Source organism: Giesbergeria sp., from assembly GCF_028686475.1.
Classification (GTDB): domain Bacteria; phylum Pseudomonadota; class Gammaproteobacteria; order Burkholderiales; family Burkholderiaceae_C; genus Simplicispira.
On record NZ_JAQUCA010000019.1, the window covers coordinates 48,722 to 65,076 of the forward strand.

Annotated in this window: 15 protein-coding genes; 10 read left to right on the forward strand and 5 right to left on the reverse strand. The window is 59.6% G+C overall.

From position 1 onward, the window contains the following. Positions 1 to 15 precede the first annotated feature (15 nt). On the forward strand, positions 16 to 828 hold the full coding sequence (gene otnI, locus PHX60_RS12150; protein ID WP_300078013.1) for a 2-oxo-tetronate isomerase: 813 nt from the start codon (positions 16 to 18) through the stop codon (positions 826 to 828). A 68-nt stretch (positions 829 to 896) separates the two neighbouring features. Further along, a complete protein-coding gene (locus PHX60_RS12155) occupies positions 897 to 2,426 on the forward strand; it encodes a methyl-accepting chemotaxis protein (RefSeq protein ID WP_300078015.1) in 1,530 nt (509 codons plus the stop codon). Positions 2,427 to 2,503: 77 nt separating this feature from the next. Here the strand turns inward: PHX60_RS12155 and PHX60_RS12160 are convergent, their stop codons facing one another. Both PHX60_RS12160 and PHX60_RS12165 read right to left on the reverse strand, forming a co-directional pair. Further along, a complete protein-coding gene (locus tag PHX60_RS12160) occupies positions 2,504 to 3,898 on the reverse strand; it encodes a carbonic anhydrase family protein (RefSeq protein ID WP_300078017.1) in 1,395 nt (464 codons plus the stop codon). Then, positions 3,898 to 5,016, reverse strand: a complete 1,119-nt coding sequence (locus tag PHX60_RS12165; protein ID WP_300078020.1) for an RRXRR domain-containing protein — start codon at positions 5,014 to 5,016, stop codon at positions 3,898 to 3,900. Before PHX60_RS12165 ends, PHX60_RS12160 begins: the two co-directional genes overlap by 1 nt. Positions 5,017 to 5,443: 427 nt before the next feature. Between PHX60_RS12165 and ruvB the strand changes: the two genes are divergently transcribed. The 6 genes from ruvB to PHX60_RS12195 all read left to right on the forward strand — a co-directional run bounded on the left by ruvB (position 5,444) and on the right by PHX60_RS12195 (position 12,132). After that, entirely contained in the window at positions 5,444 to 6,505 is a 1,062-nt protein-coding gene (gene ruvB, locus PHX60_RS12170; RefSeq protein ID WP_300078052.1) for a Holliday junction branch migration DNA helicase RuvB, read from the forward strand. Then, positions 6,502 to 7,800, forward strand: coding sequence for an efflux RND transporter periplasmic adaptor subunit (locus PHX60_RS12175; protein WP_300078023.1), 1,299 nt, complete (start codon positions 6,502 to 6,504; stop codon positions 7,798 to 7,800). The genes ruvB and PHX60_RS12175 overlap by 4 nt, the downstream gene beginning before the upstream one ends. 12 nt (positions 7,801 to 7,812) lie before the next feature. Continuing rightward, on the forward strand, positions 7,813 to 9,036 hold the full coding sequence (locus PHX60_RS12180; RefSeq protein WP_300078026.1) for an FtsX-like permease family protein: 1,224 nt from the start codon (positions 7,813 to 7,815) through the stop codon (positions 9,034 to 9,036). A gap of 58 nt (positions 9,037 to 9,094) precedes the next feature. Beyond that, complete coding sequence (locus tag PHX60_RS12185; RefSeq protein WP_300078029.1) at positions 9,095 to 9,931, forward strand: UPF0149 family protein; 837 nt, start codon at positions 9,095 to 9,097, stop codon at positions 9,929 to 9,931. A 157-nt stretch (positions 9,932 to 10,088) separates the two neighbouring features. Continuing rightward, the gene (locus PHX60_RS12190; protein WP_300078032.1) at positions 10,089 to 11,759 is read left to right on the forward strand and encodes a methyl-accepting chemotaxis protein; all 1,671 of its coding nucleotides are present in this window, start codon (positions 10,089 to 10,091) and stop codon (positions 11,757 to 11,759) included. A 4-nt stretch (positions 11,760 to 11,763) separates the two neighbouring features. After that, positions 11,764 to 12,132, forward strand: coding sequence for a hypothetical protein (locus tag PHX60_RS12195; protein ID WP_300078035.1), 369 nt, complete (start codon positions 11,764 to 11,766; stop codon positions 12,130 to 12,132). 32 nt (positions 12,133 to 12,164) lie between these two features. Here the strand turns inward: PHX60_RS12195 and PHX60_RS12200 are convergent, their stop codons facing one another. The 3 genes from PHX60_RS12200 to yegQ form a co-directional block, all read right to left on the reverse strand. Then, entirely contained in the window at positions 12,165 to 13,283 is a 1,119-nt protein-coding gene (locus tag PHX60_RS12200) for an alkene reductase (protein ID WP_300078038.1), read from the reverse strand. 91 nt (positions 13,284 to 13,374) lie between these two features. Then, positions 13,375 to 13,980, reverse strand: a complete 606-nt coding sequence (gstA, locus tag PHX60_RS12205) for a glutathione transferase GstA (RefSeq protein WP_300078040.1) — start codon at positions 13,978 to 13,980, stop codon at positions 13,375 to 13,377. A gap of 147 nt (positions 13,981 to 14,127) precedes the next feature. Then, positions 14,128 to 15,507, reverse strand: coding sequence for a tRNA 5-hydroxyuridine modification protein YegQ (gene yegQ, locus PHX60_RS12210; protein WP_300078055.1), 1,380 nt, complete (start codon positions 15,505 to 15,507; stop codon positions 14,128 to 14,130). Between the two features lie 168 nt (positions 15,508 to 15,675). Here yegQ and PHX60_RS12215 point away from each other — a divergent pair, with 168 nt between their 5' ends. Both PHX60_RS12215 and PHX60_RS12220 read left to right on the forward strand, forming a co-directional pair. Beyond that, positions 15,676 to 15,918 carry a type II toxin-antitoxin system Phd/YefM family antitoxin gene (locus PHX60_RS12215; RefSeq protein WP_300078043.1) on the forward strand — a complete coding sequence of 81 codons (243 nt, stop codon included), beginning with the start codon at positions 15,676 to 15,678 and terminating at the stop codon, positions 15,916 to 15,918. Then, the gene (locus PHX60_RS12220) at positions 15,915 to 16,178 is read left to right on the forward strand and encodes a Txe/YoeB family addiction module toxin (protein ID WP_300078046.1); all 264 of its coding nucleotides are present in this window, start codon (positions 15,915 to 15,917) and stop codon (positions 16,176 to 16,178) included. The genes PHX60_RS12215 and PHX60_RS12220 overlap by 4 nt, the downstream gene beginning before the upstream one ends. Positions 16,179 to 16,355: the final 177 nt, after the last annotated feature.

Below are 16,355 nucleotides of genomic sequence, written 5' to 3' on the forward strand. Positions count from 1 at the left end.
TTTGTGCGTGTCACCATGCCCCAATTTGCGGCCAATCTCAGTTGGCTTTATCCCGATTTGCCCTTTTTAGAGCGCTTTGAAGCCGCCGCCACCGATGGCTTTAAGGCCGTAGAGTATTTGGCCCCCTACCCTTGGCCAGCGGCTGAACTGGCCGCGCGCCTGCGCGCCCACGGACTGCGCCAAGTGTTGTTTAATGCGCCCGCTGCTGGCAGCACACCGGCCGACATGGCCGCCGCGTGGGACAGCGGTGCGCGTGGCACAGCGGCATTGCCGGGGCAAGAGGCCGTTTTTCGGGCTGGCATTCAAGCGGCTTTGCGCTACGCAGCGGCGCTAGAGTGCCCACGCATCCATGTGATGAGTGGCCTCGTGCCGGTGGGGGCTGATGGGGCCACCATGCAGGCCACCTTGATAGACAACCTGCGCTGGGCTTGCCAGCAAGCCGCTGCCCAAGGCTGTGAATTGTTGATGGAGCCTATCAACCCACGCGATATGCCGGGCTATTTTTTGCAGCGCCAAGCACAAGCCCATGCGCTGCTGGATGCCGTCGATTCGCCCCAGCTCAAGGTGCTGATGGATTTGTACCATTGCCAAGTAAGCGAGGGCGATGTGGCCAGCAAATTGCGCCAATACCTGCCCACAGGCCGGGTGGCCCATGTGCAAATAGCGGGCGTGCCCGAGCGCCAAGAGCCGGACAAAGGGGAATTGCACTACCCTTATTTGTTCGACGTGCTGGACAGCTTAGGCTACGCTGGCTGGGTGGGTTGTGAATACCGCCCGGCGGGCAACACCTCGGAGGGCTTAGGCTGGCACCGGCGCTACTTGGCCTGATTGGAAAAAGGGGGTGGGCTATTTTTTCGGCATCCCCGTATCGCTCTTTATTTTTTTGTGGCCATCCTATGCGTTTTACTACCCGGCTGATTCTGTGTACTGCGGCCCCGGCCTTGTTGTTTGTGTTGGCCTTGGCCACCAGTTTATGGGCGCTGGTACGTACACAACACGACTTTAACCGCTACATTGGCACCGAGCAGGCCGTGGTGGTTGGGTTGTCTGAGCTGTATGCCCAAGGTTTGCAGGGCGGCCAAGCCTTGCGTAACATTGCGCTCAACCCCAACAACAAAAACGCCTATGACAACGTGCGCGCCGCTATGGATGCCTATGCCAGCGCCTACGATGAAACGCTACGCCACGCCCAAGGCACGCCGTTTGAGGCCCCCTTGCGCGCCTTAGCACAGCAGCGTAGCCAACAAATTGCCATTCAAAACCACATTATGGAGTTGGCACGCACCGATGCTGCTGCCGCTGCGGCTGCCATTAATCAACAAGAAATACCCGCTTGGCGTGCCATGCGCGCTACCCTGATGGAGCAAATCAGCAGCGCGCGTAAAACGCCTGAACAAGCCCATGCAGAAACGCAACTGCGGGCCGACCGGGCGCAAATTGCCGTTACGGTGCTGGCCTTGCTGGCGGCTGTGGTGGCGGTAGCGCTGGGCGGTGTGATGGCGCGCACCTTGCAGCGCGAGTTGGGCGGTGACCCCGCCGATGCCAGCCAAGCCCTGCGCCATATTGCCCAAGGCAACCTCAGCCACGATTTGCATCTGCAAGGCCAAGCTACCGGCTTGATGGCCGATTTGCTCAGAATGCAGCAACACCTGCGCCAGTTGGTGACGCAAGTGCGCCAAGGTGCCATGCACATGACCAGTGCGGCCACCGATATTGCCCAAGGCAACCACGATTTATCGGCCCGTACCGAGCAGCAAGCGGCGGCCATTGAGCAAACCGCTGCCGCGATGGAGCAGCTCACGGCCACGGTGCGTCAAAACGCTGACCATGCCCACCGGGCTAAATCTTTGGCCGTGAATGCCTCCACCGTGGCGGTGCAAGGTGGTGAAGTGGTCGGGCAGGTGGTGCAGCGCATGGGCGAAATCAACCAAGCCTCGCGCCAAATTGCCGACATCATTGGCGTGATTGATGGCATCGCCTTCCAAACCAATATTTTGGCACTCAATGCAGCAGTAGAGGCCGCGCGGGCGGGCGAGCAAGGCCGAGGCTTTGCCGTGGTGGCCTCGGAGGTGCGTAGCTTGGCTGGGCGCAGCGCCCAAGCGGCCAAAGAAATCAAAACCCTGATTCAAACCAGCGTGGACCGCGTTGCCCAAGGCAGCCAGTTGGTGGATCAGGCCGGAGAAACCATGACCGATGTGGTCTCGGCGATTCAGCAGGTGAGTGCCATTGTGGGCCAAATCAGCGCTGCCAGCACCGAGCAAGATGCGGGCGTGAGCCAAGTAGGGCAAGCGATTGTGCAAATTGACCAAGCCACCCAGCAAAATGCTTTGCGTGTGCAGCAAAGCACGGTCGCCGCCGATAGTTTGCAGCAGCAATCGCAGCAGTTGTTGCAAGCGGTGGCAGCGTTTCAGTTAGAGCGCGCATAACGCAACGCAGCAGCCAAGGCTGAAGGGTGCCACGCCGCTGCCCAAAGCGCCCAAAGCGCCTAAAGCGCCTAAAGCGCCTAAGGCCCCAGCAGTACCTGTCGCCCATACAAAGGTTGCACAGGCCGGGCATGGGGAGGCAGCAAGGCCATCAGGCGTTGCAATTGTTCTGGCGCGATGCTGGCAGGATTTTTTAGCACCAAGCGCAACACCCCCTCGGTGCAAGGCGGTTGGGTGAACGAGCCTAAATACTGGTAATACTGCCGTTGGGCAGGCAACAAATCGTGTAACTGCAATTGACCGGGTGTCAGGGTTACACGCTCCCCCGCGTGCAAGGGCAAATAGGCCCACAGCTGGGCCAAAAAGGGGTTAGCGGCCCCCAACTGCAAGGGCACCGACACCACCGCCCATTGCTGGGTCGGGGCGCGGTAAAGCAAATCCACTGCCATCACCACTTCGTCGGTGCTGCCGATGCGTTCCTCGGCTGGGTAGTGCAGCTGTATGCGCTGCAATTCCCACTCCATGCCGCGCAAATCCAAGGTGCTAAGGCCCTGCACTTGCAGTTGCAAAAAGCGCCCGGTGTGTTCTAGCACCCCAGTGAAGACTTGATTGCCCAAGGGCAAGTGGGCTGTGGGGCCGGTTTTGTCTGGCGGTGCGCTCCATTCAATGGGTGATTGGCGCTGGCCGCTGCCACACAGGGCAAAGCTGGGGTGCAATTGCCCCCACGCCTGTGGGCCAGTGGCCCCGGCGTAGCTCCACGCTGCTTGTGGTGTGGATGGTTCTAGGCTGAAGGGTGCGAGGGGGGAGGTGAGAGATGCAGCAGCATTTTGTGCTGGCACGGTGGCCGCCAACAGGGCGGCGCGCTCGGCAATATAGCGACGGCTGGCGCTGGGAGTAGCCACCGCCATCTCGGGCGCTGGCGCTACCACTGGGGTGGCGGTGCTGGACGTTGGCGCTGCGCTGGGGGCCAGCGTGTTCAGGGGAGGCGCTGGTGGCGCGGTGGTCTCGTCAAGGGCTGGCACAGCCGCAGCGGCGCTGGTTGCGGCAGCGGCAGCCGTAGCCGCAACAGCGGTGGGCTTTTTGTGGGTGCGTTTGCTGGTCTTTTTCGACGCAGGGCGCGAAGTGGGGCGGCCCAACTCCACCGCGAAGGTGGGGATAGTGGGTGGCTCTGCTTTGCGTTTGCCCCGGCCCGCACGGCTACTGCGCCGAGAGGGCGAAGCATACTTTTGGTTGGTACGCTCTATCACCTCGTTGATGCGCTCAATCAGCAAGGCGCGCTCTTCGGGGTTGCTCAGGCGCAGTGGGGCGGGTGCAGCGGGTGCCGCTGGGGCCGGGGTAGGGGCGGTTTTGGCCGCTGGTTCAGGTGCGGGTTCTGCGGCCCTGACCGTTTGCCCCAGCAGCAAACCTGCCAACACAGCACTGGCCGAGCCGCAGCGGCGCAAGATAGGCAGAAAAGAAACAGGAGTAGGGTTCATCAGATTGCGCGTGAAACCTCGGCATTCATGCCGGGGAGGCAGAGCGCGGAACGCGCAGCGTTCCTGGCTTGGGGCCTTGCCGGTTCACGTTTTGCGCTGTTGGCCCGGTTGAAGAAGTAGCCATAACCATCAGCGCGCTGAATCACGCGGCAACGCTTGTGGCTGATGCCTTGCACTACGACGAATTGACCATCTTGGTAGCTTTGAATGTTAAAAGAACCGCTGGCTCGAATCGCCACCCGTCCGATATGGATGCCAGCCTTGAGGCCCGAGGGCACCTCCGCGCGCACCATGTCGCCGGTGCCAAAACCATGCACACGCTTACGGCGCATCAGGTAACCCCTTGGAAAGCCAAATTTATTCAAGCGGGTGCGCTGGTAGCTACCCCGGCCTGTGGCCTTGAGGGTGAGCGTGGGGCATTGCCAGTTTTCGATGGCTTGTATTTTTCCGACGCAAGCAGCATCAAGCGCATGGGTTTTCGGGATGCCCAACGTGCAGCGATTAAATTTGGTTTGCCCACCCGAAGCCAGCTCGACCGGCAAGTTGGTGGATTTGAGGGTATTGGCCAGCGCCCAACGGGTAGCATTGACGGCGGCGGCATCACGCAGGGGCTTTTTTGCATCTGCGAGTATCTTGGCCAAGCGCTTGGGGTCTTTGGCTAAAAACTCTTCTATGCTGCGCGCGGCTTTTTTCTGGTTGCAGCAGGCGCAAGCCAGTGTGAGGTTGGTTTTTAGGAAACGTGGCGCGCGGTAGCGCAAATGTCCCCTGCGCCGACGGCGCATTTGTCGCCGTGCGGTTAGCGCCTCGGAAATCTGCTTACCGCGATGGATTAACTCCATCAGGTTCAGCACCACGGCAGCAGCTTGCACTTCGCCGCTTTGCTGGTCGATGATTTCAGCATCGCGCACCAAGGCCAAACCGGTGGTTTTGCTGCCGGGGTCCAATTTCAAATGCAGAGGTTGCAAATCACAAGAAGCTATTTGACGGTCTGTGAGTCGAATCACCATCGGCACGATTCGATGCACCCGCGCCCGACCACGTGCCAGCAGCAGCCGGGCGCGCTTTTCGGTGCAGGGCATCAATGCCTTACCATGGAAATCCAACACAAAAACTGCCATGTATCTCTCCAAAAAATCAGCTGTCTTTCCAGCAGTCAGCCCTTACGGGCCTAGTGACGGACATCTTTCGATGTCGCTCCCCTCGGGAATGTCGGCAATCGGCTCCAGCTTTTGCAAGCTGCGGTTTCAACCTTCGGGCTTTTACCTTGGCCCAGCATGATCAAAACCTTGCAGAGCAGCAAACTGAGGAAGCATTTGCTGGTGCGTCTGAACGACCTGTTGTCAACGTAGCGGATTGGTTACCGCTTTCCCTGGTCAACCTGGCTTAAATCCTTTCGGCTTCAGGCCCCATTCTTCAGGATGGAGTAATTGACGGCAAAAAAGCGAGGGCAAACACAAGCTGGCAGAAGCGCACTTTAACTGCACAAGGCGCACTATGGGGCCGGGCAAGCTATAGTTTGCGCTTGCCTTGCCTGCCCAAACCACCGTGACCATCCACACCGACGATTTTGCCCCCGCACCGCCCAAGCGCATGGTGTCTGCTGCCCCGGCCTCGCCGCAAGAAGAAGCCATTGAGCGCGCCTTGCGCCCCAAGCTGCTGCAAGAGTATGTGGGCCAAGCCAAAGCGCGTGAGCAATTAGAGATTTTTATTGGTGCCGCGCGCAAGCGCCAAGAAGCGCTAGACCATGTGCTGCTGTTTGGCCCGCCGGGCTTGGGCAAAACCACCCTCAGCCACATCATCGCCGCCGAATTGGGGGTCAATCTGCGCCAAACCAGCGGCCCGGTGCTAGAAAAACCCAAAGACTTGGCGGCACTGCTGACCAATTTAGAGGCCAACGATGTGCTGTTTATTGATGAAATCCATCGCCTCTCGCCGGTGGTGGAAGAAATCCTCTACCCAGCGTTAGAAGATTACCAAATCGACATCATGATTGGCGAAGGGCCCGCAGCACGCTCTATCAAGCTCGATTTACAACCCTTTACCCTGGTGGGGGCCACCACGCGCGCAGGCATGTTGACCAACCCGCTGCGCGACCGCTTTGGCATTGTGGCGCGCTTAGAGTTTTACACTCCGGAAGAGTTGGCTTTGATTGTCATGCGCAGCGCTGGTTTGCTGGGTACACCAATGGACGCAGCCGGGGGTTTTGAACTGGCCCGGCGTTCGCGCGGTACGCCGCGCATTGCCAACCGGCTGTTGCGCCGCGTGCGCGACTATGCCGATGTCAAAGGCGATGGTCACATTACCCAAGAAATTGCCCAACGCGCCTTGGCGATGCTGGATGTCGATCCGCAAGGTTTTGATGTCATGGATCGTAAATTTTTAGAAGCACTGATCCACCGCTTTGATGGTGGCCCGGTCGGCTTGGACAACATTGCCGCCAGCATTGGCGAAGAGTCCGGCACGATTGAGGATGTGATTGAACCGTATTTGATTCAACAAGGCTATGTGCAACGCACGCCGCGTGGGCGCATCGCCACCCAGGCCGCTTATCGCCATTTGGGTGTAACACCACCGCCCCAGGTGGCTGTGGCCGGAGGCTTATTTTGAACCGCCGCACCGTAGTGGGAATTACCGTTGTGCTGCTACTGGGAGCGGGCCTAGCGGCAGTGCTGGCACTGCGCGCCCCAACCGTCGATGCGATAACCGTACAGGCGGCGCCACTGGTACGCACTTTGCAGTTTTCGGCGCGTGTGGCCACGCTGTCGCGGGTAGAGATTGGCAGTACCATCACCGGGCGCGTGCAACAGGTGCTGGTGCAAGAAGGCCAAAGCGTGCGCCAAGGCGAGCCACTGGTGCAGCTAGAAGCCGATGAGCAACGTAGCGCCCTGGCCCAAGCCGTGGCCGCCGAGCGCCAAGCCCAAGCCCGTTTGGCGGGCTTGCGTAGCACCGGCCGCACCAGTAGCCAAGCCGCACTGGCGCAAGCACAGGCTACGCTACGCACCGCCCAAGCCAGCTTAGGCCGAGCAGAACAATTGGTCGCCCAAGGCTTTTACAGCAAGGCCCAATTGGACGAATCCCGCCGTGCCGTGGCCGTGGCCCAAGCGCAATACCAGAGCGCCCAAGCCCAGCTACAAGCCAATGCCGATGCGGGCAGCGACATCGCCCAAGCCCAAGCCCAAGCGGAAGCCGCCCGTGCTGCCACGGCCAGCGCCCAAGCGCGGCTAGAGCAAACCCAACTGCGCGCGCCGCTGCCCGGCCAAGTATTGCAACGCACGGTAGAGCCAGGCCAAATCGTGCAAGCTGGTAAAGCCCTGCTGCGGCTGGCGTTGGCTGGCCCGACGCAATTGGTGGCCCAAGTCGATGAGCGCTTTTTAGACCAACTGCAAACCGGCCAACCGGCCAGCGTGGTGGCCGATGCTTTTCCAGCACAAGCCTTTGCGGCACGGGTGCTGTCGATTGCCCCGACCGTGGATGCCCAACGCGGTGCCGTAGAAGTCAAGCTCAGTTTGGAGCAGCAAGCCCCCGCCTATCTGCGTGAAGACATGACGCTGTCGGTAGAGGTAGAAACCGCCCGGCGCGAGCAAGCGCTGGCCCTGCCGCTGTCGGCCCTGCATTCTGGCAGCACCCCAAGCAGCCAGCAGGCTACGGTGCTGGTGCTAGACCAAGGCCGCGCCCAGCCGCGCAATCTGCGTTTGGGGCTACGCACCCTCGATGCGGTAGAGGTACTCGATGGCCTGCGTCCCGGTGATACCGTGTTGCACAGCGCCAGCTTACCAGCGGGGCAACGGGTGCAAACCCGGCCTCTGGTGTGGACACCCGGCACCGCCCTCTCGGCCAGCGCGGCAGCGGGCAAACCGGGCGGTGACGCTGGTTCGGCCATGACCAACGCGATGGGCCGTTAGGCCCAATCTGCTATGTGGCTTGGCTTTGAATGGCGCGTGGCCCTGCGTTTTTTGCGCGAGGGCCGAATGCAAACCCTGCTCATCATGGTAGGGGTGGCCGCCGGGGTGGCGGTGATTGCTTACATCTCGGCCTTGATCAATGGCTTGCAAAGCAATACCTTGGCCAAAACACTAGGAGCGCAAGCCCATATCAGCCTGCGCGCCCCCAACGATGTCGTTACACCGGCGGCACTCTACCCCAATGGCACCACCACCCTGAGCGATGTGCAACCGCGCGCGCAGCGCCTGCGCTCCGTGGCCAACTGGCAAGCACTCATGCCCTTGTTAGAACAATGGCCGGGCGTGGCCGGAGTCTCGCCGATGGTGTCAGGCTCGGGATTGGCCTTGCGTGGCGAGGCGGTGCAATCCATTGCCCTGACCGGCGTAGAGCTAGAACGCTACGACCGCATGATTGGCCTGCGCGCCAAGGTAGTTGCGGGCGCGGCGCGCCTGGCACCGGGCGAAGCCATCATTGGGCGTGAGCTGGCGCAAGACTTGGGCCTGCGCGTAGGAGACCGCCTGAGCGTACAAACCAGCGGCAACCTGAACGAATCCCTGCGCGTGACCGCATTGGTCGATTTGGGCATCAAAGACCTCAACCGGCGCACTGTGATTGTGCCGCTGCGTACCGCACAAAATTTGCTGGCCCTGCCCGGCGGAGCCACTGGCTTGGATTTAACACTGCACGATGTCTGGATAGCCCAAACCCTGACCGACACCCTGCGCCGCCAGTTTCCGTACAAAATAGAAAGCTGGCAAGAGAACAACGCGCAGCTGGTGTCGGCACTCAATGCCCAATCCATTAGCACCAGCATCATCCGGGGTGTCGTGTTGGCGGTGGTGGTGTTGGGCATTGCCAGCGTGCTGGTGGTATCGGTGGTGCAAAAAGGCCGTGAGATTGGCATTTTGCGTGCGATGGGGGCCACCCGTGGGCAAATTTTGCGCGTCTTCTTGCTGCAAGGGGCGGTGCTGGGCGCGATTGGCTCGGCACTGGGGCTGGCTTTGGCCGTAGGGTTGATTTGGGTGTTTACCCATTTTGTACGCGGCTCCGATGGCTTGCCGCTGTTCATGATTGTCTTGCCAGTAGCAACGGGCCTGCAAATTGCCCTGATAGTCACGGTGTGTGGCGTGCTGGCCGCCATTGCCCCGGCACGGCGGGCTGCCATGCTCGACCCGGCACAGGCGATTCGTTTATGAGCGGGCTACACTGCTGTTTTTAGCTCTGACCACGCTGATACCTGCACAGGATGCCCCCATGACCGATACCCTTGTTGACACCTCCACCCCCGAATCTGCTGCCCGTGGCATCAGCCCCGATGAGCTGGACGAACTCGATACCCTGCTGAACGAGTTGCGCGCCCACGCCGAAGAAATCCCAGAATGGGAGTTTTGCGATGGCTTTCTCACCGCCTTGGTGTGCAGCCGCCGTCCGATTGGCCCCGAAGAATACCTGCCCATGCTGTTGGGCGATGGCCAAGTGCTAGAGCTGGGCGCAGACGGTGCTTTGCCACACTTGCCTATTTTTGCCACAGCCGCGCAGCAAGCGCGCTTTTTGGCACTGTTTACGCAACGCTGGCAAGCGGTACAAACCGCCTTAGACCTGCCGCAAGAGCAGCGCACCGAACAAAATGCGTTCCACCCCGAAGTAGAAGACGTGCGCGCCGTAGTGGCCAGCCTGCCCGAAGCCGAGCAAGCCGAAATTGAAGACTACGACATCCCCGCATTGGGCCAAGTGTGGGCTTTGGGCTTTATGTTCGCGGTAGAAAATTGGCCCGAAGAATGGGCCACTCCGCGCGATAAAGAGGTGGCACAATGGCTAGACGAGTCCCTCGATAGCATTGTGGCCCTGACCGAAGACGACACCGGCAAACCCAGCGTCAACCTCTATGACGAAAATGGCCCAGCCACCATCAGTGAGCAGCGCCTAGACCACTTTAGCGCGGCCTTGGCTGCCGTCTATGACCTGCGCCAACTGTGGCAAAGCATGGGGCCGCGCATCGAGAGCATTCGCAAAGCCCCGGCACCGGGCCGCAATGACCCTTGCAGCTGTGGCAGTGGCAAGAAATACAAAAAATGCTGCGGGGCGCATTGACTTAGAGATTGCAGAGCGGTTATTGGCCTAGGCAGGTTTATATAAAAAAACGATGGTGCCCGCTCTGCACGATGGCCATTAGCATGGCAGACTGTCCGGTTCTTGACAGTCAACGTAAAAATTACCATTGGATACACTTCCAAAGGAACCGCACACCATGACCATCCACGCACTCATGCGCCATTTCACTATCCGTTTTCGCATGATGGGTGCCATTGTGGTGGTGATGGGCTTGCTGGGCTTGTTGGGTGGGGCGGGCCTGTGGGGGATGTACCGCATCACCGCACTCACGGACAGTTTTATCGCCATGTCTTACACCGAGCTGCAACTGCTAGGCCAGTTGCGCGCTGAATTAGGGGCCGTGCGTTTGCACGAAAAAGACATGCTCCTGCACTACGATAGCCCCCAAGCCGTGCGCCAATCGCACCAGCATTGGCAGGCCAGTTTAAGCAAAACCGAACAACTGCTACAAAAGATGCAGCAAGGCGAGCCTGACGAAGACAACGCCATCGCCCAACAACTGGGGCAAGCCTTGGCCGGTTACCGCAGCCAATTTGAAGCCGTAGCGCGCCAACTAGAAAGCGGCGCTTACGCTGCCGCCAGCAGCGCCAGCCAAAGTAGCCAGCCCGCTGTGGCCCAGTTTGAAGCCGCCGACCAGCTACGCCTGGCGCTAGAGACATCGCTGCAAAAAGAAGCTACCGAAGCCGTTGCCCGACAAGCCGACTTAGCACATGAAACACAGGTTTTGTTTGCCATCGTCGTGCTGCTCACCATCTTGATAGTGGGGCCGACCACGCTGCTCAACATGAACTCTATCTGCCGCCCCTTGGCCCAAGCCCAGCAGCTGGCCCAAGCGATTGCGGGCGGCGATTTATCGCAGCGCCTTGACGTTACCGGACGCGATGAGGTGGCCGACTTGGGCCGCGCCCTGCTAGAAATGCAGCAAGGCTTGAGCGCCTTGGTAGCCCAAGTGCGCGATGCCAGCGGCAACATTGCCAGCGCCAGCACGCAAATTGCCTCGGGCAACCAAGACCTGTCTGCACGCACCGAGAAAACCGCCCACCACGCCCAAGAGGCGGTCGATTTTTTATCGCAACTCACCGGCACGGTACAACAAACAGCTTCGGCAGCGCAATTGGCCAATCAGTTGGCCAGTTCGGCCTCTAGCACCGCCAGCAAGGGCGGCACCGTGGTGGGCCATGCCGTGGAGAGTATGCACGGCATCTCGCAATCGAGCCGCAAAATCGCCGACATCATCAGCGTGATGGATGGCATCGCTTTCCAAACCAACATTTTGGCCCTGAACGCGGCGGTAGAAGCGGCGCGTGCAGGCGAGCAAGGGCGCGGTTTTGCCGTGGTGGCCTCTGAAGTGCGCCACTTGGCCCAACGCAGTGCCGCAGCGGCCAAAGAAATCAAAACCCTGATTGATACCAGCGTGCAAGCCGTAGGCGGTGGTGTGCGCCAAGTAGAAGATGCCGGCCACGCCATGAACGACATCGTGCAAAGTGTGCAGCGCGTGGGCGACATCATTGGTGAAATCAGCGCGGCAGCTTCCGAGCAATCCAACGGTATCGGCCAAGTCAATGACTCGGTGGCCGAAATCGACCGCATGACGCAGCAAAATGCCGCCTTGGTAGAACAATCGGCGGCGGCGGCACAATCACTGCGCGAGCAAGCGCAACGCCTGTCGCAAGTGGTGCAACAATTCCGGCTGGCCGATGGCCTAGCGGTAGCCTCCGCAGCGCGCCAACCGCCTTACCGGGCCAGCAGCAAAGCCTTGCCCGCTGAGCCTGGCCGTTATGCGCCCCCCCGTTTAGAAAGAGGATGAAACTATGCGTTGCCGCTGGCAAACTTGGGTCGCTGTGCTGGGCTTGGTCTGGAGCGTGGGCAGCGCTCAGGCACAGGGCATGAACAAATGCACCTCCCCCGAAGGCAAAATCACCTACCAAGACGATAGCTGCAACACCAGCAAGGCCGAAAAGGCCGACATCCCGCACTATCGCGCGCCACCGCCCAAAGGCAGCACAGCCGCAGTGCCAGCAGCTGCACCGGTTGCTGCACCGGTTGCCGTGGCCAGCAACACCAAAGCCAAAGCCAAAGGCATCCCAGAAGATGCCGTGGTGCATACCGGCCCGCGTGGTGGGCGCTACATCATTTTGCCCTCGGGCAAAAAGCGCTACCTGCCCAAAGAAGAACCTTGAGCCAAGCGCGCTCAGCGCTCAGGCCGACGGTGTTAAGCCTTGGCCAGCGTTGGGTAGTCCAAATAGCCCTCGGCACCACCACCATAGAACTTGCTGCTGTCCCACGGGTTGAGTGGCGCGTTTTGGCGCAAACGCTCGACCAAATCAGGGTTAGAGATAAACGGCTTACCAAAGGCCACCAAATCGGCTTGACCCGTGCGAACCGCCTCTTGCGCCATCTCTCCGGTGTAACCATTGTTCAGCATCCAAGCGCCCTTGCCACCGGCGTTGCGGTAAGCGGCTTTCAGGGCAGCATAGTCAAAGGCTTGGGACACCTCGCGCGGGCCGCCGGTAGCGCCTTCCACCACATGGATATAGGCCAGCCCCAAAGGAGCCAACTGCTGCACCACGTATTCAAACAGGGGCTGCGGGTCGGCATCGCTGATGTCGTTGGCCGGGGTCACGGGCGAGAGGCGAATGCCCACTTTGCTGCCTCCAATGGCCTCGACAATGGCGCGCGTTACCTCCAACAGCAGACGGGCGCGGTTTTTAATACTGCCGCCGTAGTCGTCTTCGCGCTGGTTGGCCCCAGTTTTGAGGAACTGCTCTAACAAATAACCATTGGCGGCGTGGATTTCTACGCCATCAAAACCAGCACCGCCTACCGCATTGCGCGCGGCGCTTTGGTAGTCATGCACGATGCCGGGCAACTCGGATACATCCAAGGCCCGAGGGGTTGAAGTCGGCACAAAACGGCCTTGTCCCGTCGCTGCGTCGATGATGAAAGTTTTGCTTTGCGCGGCAATGGCCGAAGGAGCCACCGGCGCTTGGTTGCCCGGTTGCAGCGTCGTGTGCGAAATCCGCCCCACATGCCACAACTGCACTACCACCTTGCCGCCACCGTCGTGGATAGCGCTGGTGACCTTTTTCCAACCGTCCAATTGCTCGGTGCTGTACAGGCCGGGCACATCGGCATAGCCTTGGCCTTGCGGACTGATGGCCGTGGCCTCGGTGATGAGGAGGCCCGCACTGGCACGCTGGCCGTAGTATTGCGCCATCATCTCGGTCGGCACGGCACCTGGGGCGCGGTTGCGCGTAATCGGGGCCATCACGATACGGTTGGCTAAACTCATGTCACCCACATGGGTGGAAGAAAACAAGGTGGTAGGCATAGAGAAGATGTCTTTCGTTAAAACAAGGCCAGCACCCGCTGCGGTACTGGAGCTGGCAGGCACAGGCCGATTTGCTGGTTTGCTTGCTGGTTTATTTGAGCAAACCTTCGGCGCGCAAAGTCGCTTGCACGGCGGGGCGCGCTTCCATGCGCTGCTTAAAGGCCATTAAATGGGTCAAACCACTGGTATCGACCCCCACCAACTGGCCCCAGCGGGTGGTGTTGTACAAATAGGCATCGGCTACGCTGAACTGGCCCAGCAGATAGTCTTTGTCGGCCAGTTGTTCATTCACCCAAGCAAAGCGCGACAGCAGGTTTTTGCGTACTAGCGTTTTGTAATCTTCGGGCGTCGTCGGGGCAAACAGCGGGCTGTGGCCTTTGTGGATTTCGGTGCTGATGAAGTTGAGCCACTCTTGCAAGCGGTAGCGCGCCAAGCTGCCGTTGGCGGGGGCCAATTGCTTCTCGGGCACTTGGTCAGCCAGGTATTGCACGATGGCCACGCCTTCGCGCAGGCGCTCGCCGTTGTCCAGCTCTAGCACCGGCACATAGCCCAAGGGGTTGATGGTGTAAAAATCCGTGCCATCGGGCAATTGGTGCGTTTTGGTGCTGGCCACAATCGCTTCAAACGGCAAACCCGCCTCGTGCAACACGATATGGGGCGAGAGTGAACAAGCGCCGGGGGAGTAATACAGCTTCATCAGTTTGCGCGTGAAACCTCGGTAGGGTTGCCGAGGAGGTAGAGCGCGGAGCGCGCAGCGCGCAGCGCTCCTTGCTTTGGGCCGTTACCTGCTCACGTCCGTTTAATAGCCCGGTTCACAGAAATCAGTGCAAGGTTTTCAGCCTTGCTAGGGATTGGGATTTTCAAACACACGCGCCAATAGCGCACCAGCATAGCATTCTTGCAGCGGAATCCAGACCCGCATCGGGTTGCCTGCGGCCACCTGCACCGGCTGGCCGTCGGCGTTACGCATCTGCTCCAAGCGCACTTGGATATTGCCACTGGGATGGATAATTTCAATCAAATCCCCCACGGCAAAGCGGTTTTTGGTTTCCACCTCGGCCCAGCCGTCTTGCACGCCGCGCACTTCACCCACAAACTGGCTACGGTGGGCGATGGAATGGCCGGTGATGTAATTTTGGTACTCTTGGCTGGGGCGGCGCTCTAACAAGCCACCGGTGTAACCCCGGTTGGCCAAGCCCTCCAACTCCAGCAGCAGCTCGGGGTTGAATGGGCGACCAGCCACCGCGTCGTCGATGGCACGGCGATAGACCTGCGCGGTGCGCGCCACGTAATACAGGCTCTTGGTGCGGCCTTCAATCTTGAGCGAATCCACCCCAATCTGCGTCAGCCGGGCTACATGTTCCACGGCGCGCAAGTCTTTGCTGTTCATGATGTAGGTGCCATGCTCATCTTCCATGATGGGCATGAGTTCGCCGGGGCGGCCAATTTCTTCAATCAAATAGACTTGGTCCGCCGCTGGATGACGTTGGCCGTCGCCGCAGGAGGAGAAGGCTTGTTCCGCCTCTTGCTGGGCGGCAGCAAAGTTAAAGTCGCCCTCGATGCGTGTGGCGATGGCTTCGCCGGTGCTGGGGTCTAGGGCCGCGCTTTGGGTTTTGTATTCCCAGCGGCAAGCATTGGTGCAAGTGCCTTGGTTGGGGTCACGGCGGTTGAAGTAGCCCGACAGCAAACAACGGCCCGAGTAGGCGATGCACAGCGCGCCATGCACAAACACTTCCAATTCCATATCCGGGCATTCTTGGCGGATTTTTTCAATCTCGTCCAAGCTCAGTTCACGCGACAAAATGATGCGCTCCACGCCCATTTTTTGCCAAAACTTGACGGTGGCCCAGTTGGTGGTATTGGCCTGCACCGATAGGTGAATCACTTGCTCCGGCCATTGCTCTTTCACCATCATGATGAGGCCGGGGTCGGCCATGATGAGGGCATCGGGGCGCAGCGCAATCACCGGCTCAATGTCGCGCAGGTAGGTGCGTACTTTGTCGTTGTGGGCAATCAGGTTGCTGGTGACAAAGAACTTTTTGCCGCGCTGGTGCGCTTCGGCAATCCCTTGGGCAATTTGCTCTAAGCGAAATTCATTGTTGCGCGCGCGCAGGCTGTAACGCGGCTGGCCCGCATAGACGGCATCGGCGCCAAAATCGTAGGCGGCACGCATTTTGTCGAGTGAGCCAGCAGGCAACAGCAGTTCAGGGCTTTTGAGGGTCATTGGGGGCAGCACGGTCAAGGAGGAAAAAGGCAACAGGCGCTATTGTCCGAGGTTCGTGCGGCGCTGCGTAGCGGCGCGGGCAAAGACCCCACCCGCTATTTTTGTCCCAATGGGAAGCCTTGATGAAACGTACCATTTAGCGTACGATTTAGGAAAAAGGACTCCAAGATGCAGATACTCACCGCCAGTAACGCACGCGCCAATCTCTACCGCCTCATGGATCAGGCAGCAGAGTCACACCAGCCCATCACCATCGCCGGAAAGCGTCACAATGCCGTGCTGCTGTCTGCCGAAGACTGGCAAGCCATTCAAGAAACGCTTTATCTGCTGTCCGTACCGGGTATGCGTGAATCCATCAAGGAAGGCATGGCCGAACCAACAGCCGCTTGCGCCAAGGAGCTTGACTGGTGAGTTGGGAACTGGTGTACGCCAAGCACGCGCAAAAAGACGCACAGAAACTAGCCGCGAGCGGCCTGAAGGCCAAGGCGCAAGAGTTACTGAGCGTCCTCACAGAAAATCCATTCCAAAACCCGCCTCCCTACGAAAAGCTGGTCGGCGATTTGGCCGGAGTTTATTCCAGGCGCATCAATATTCAGCATCGCTTAGTTTACGAGGTGCTGCACGAGCAAAAAGTTGTCAAAGTGCTGCGTATGTGGTCACACTACGAATAGCCTGCTCTGACCCCATACGGCGGTGCATTTGCCACCAAGGTCTTATCTTTCTGAATCCGTGAATTCATGTCAAAAATCTCCAGCTTCCCTATTGAAATCAATAGTTTAGGCTCCAAATACTGTTCACCCAGCAGGTGAATCCCCATGCCCAATTTCATTCTCAAACAGTTGCCCTAC

Coding starts and splice junctions, on each gene's coding strand:
- otnI (WP_300078013.1), top strand. CDS start 16: ATGCCCCAATTTGCGGCCAATCTCAGTTGGCTTTATCCCGATTTGCCC.
- PHX60_RS12155 (WP_300078015.1), top strand. CDS start 897: ATGCGTTTTACTACCCGGCTGATTCTGTGTACTGCGGCCCCGGCCTTG.
- PHX60_RS12160 (WP_300078017.1), bottom strand. CDS start 3,898: ATGAACCCTACTCCTGTTTCTTTTCTGCCTATCTTGCGCCGCTGCGGC.
- PHX60_RS12165 (WP_300078020.1), bottom strand. CDS start 5,016: ATGGCAGTTTTTGTGTTGGATTTCCATGGTAAGGCATTGATGCCCTGC.
- PHX60_RS12180 (WP_300078026.1), top strand. CDS start 7,813: ATGTGGCTTGGCTTTGAATGGCGCGTGGCCCTGCGTTTTTTGCGCGAG.
- PHX60_RS12185 (WP_300078029.1), top strand. CDS start 9,095: ATGACCGATACCCTTGTTGACACCTCCACCCCCGAATCTGCTGCCCGT.
- PHX60_RS12190 (WP_300078032.1), top strand. CDS start 10,089: ATGACCATCCACGCACTCATGCGCCATTTCACTATCCGTTTTCGCATG.
- PHX60_RS12195 (WP_300078035.1), top strand. CDS start 11,764: ATGCGTTGCCGCTGGCAAACTTGGGTCGCTGTGCTGGGCTTGGTCTGG.
- PHX60_RS12200 (WP_300078038.1), bottom strand. CDS start 13,283: ATGCCTACCACCTTGTTTTCTTCCACCCATGTGGGTGACATGAGTTTA.
- gstA (WP_300078040.1), bottom strand. CDS start 13,980: ATGAAGCTGTATTACTCCCCCGGCGCTTGTTCACTCTCGCCCCATATC.
- yegQ (WP_300078055.1), bottom strand. CDS start 15,507: ATGACCCTCAAAAGCCCTGAACTGCTGTTGCCTGCTGGCTCACTCGAC.
- PHX60_RS12215 (WP_300078043.1), top strand. CDS start 15,676: ATGCAGATACTCACCGCCAGTAACGCACGCGCCAATCTCTACCGCCTC.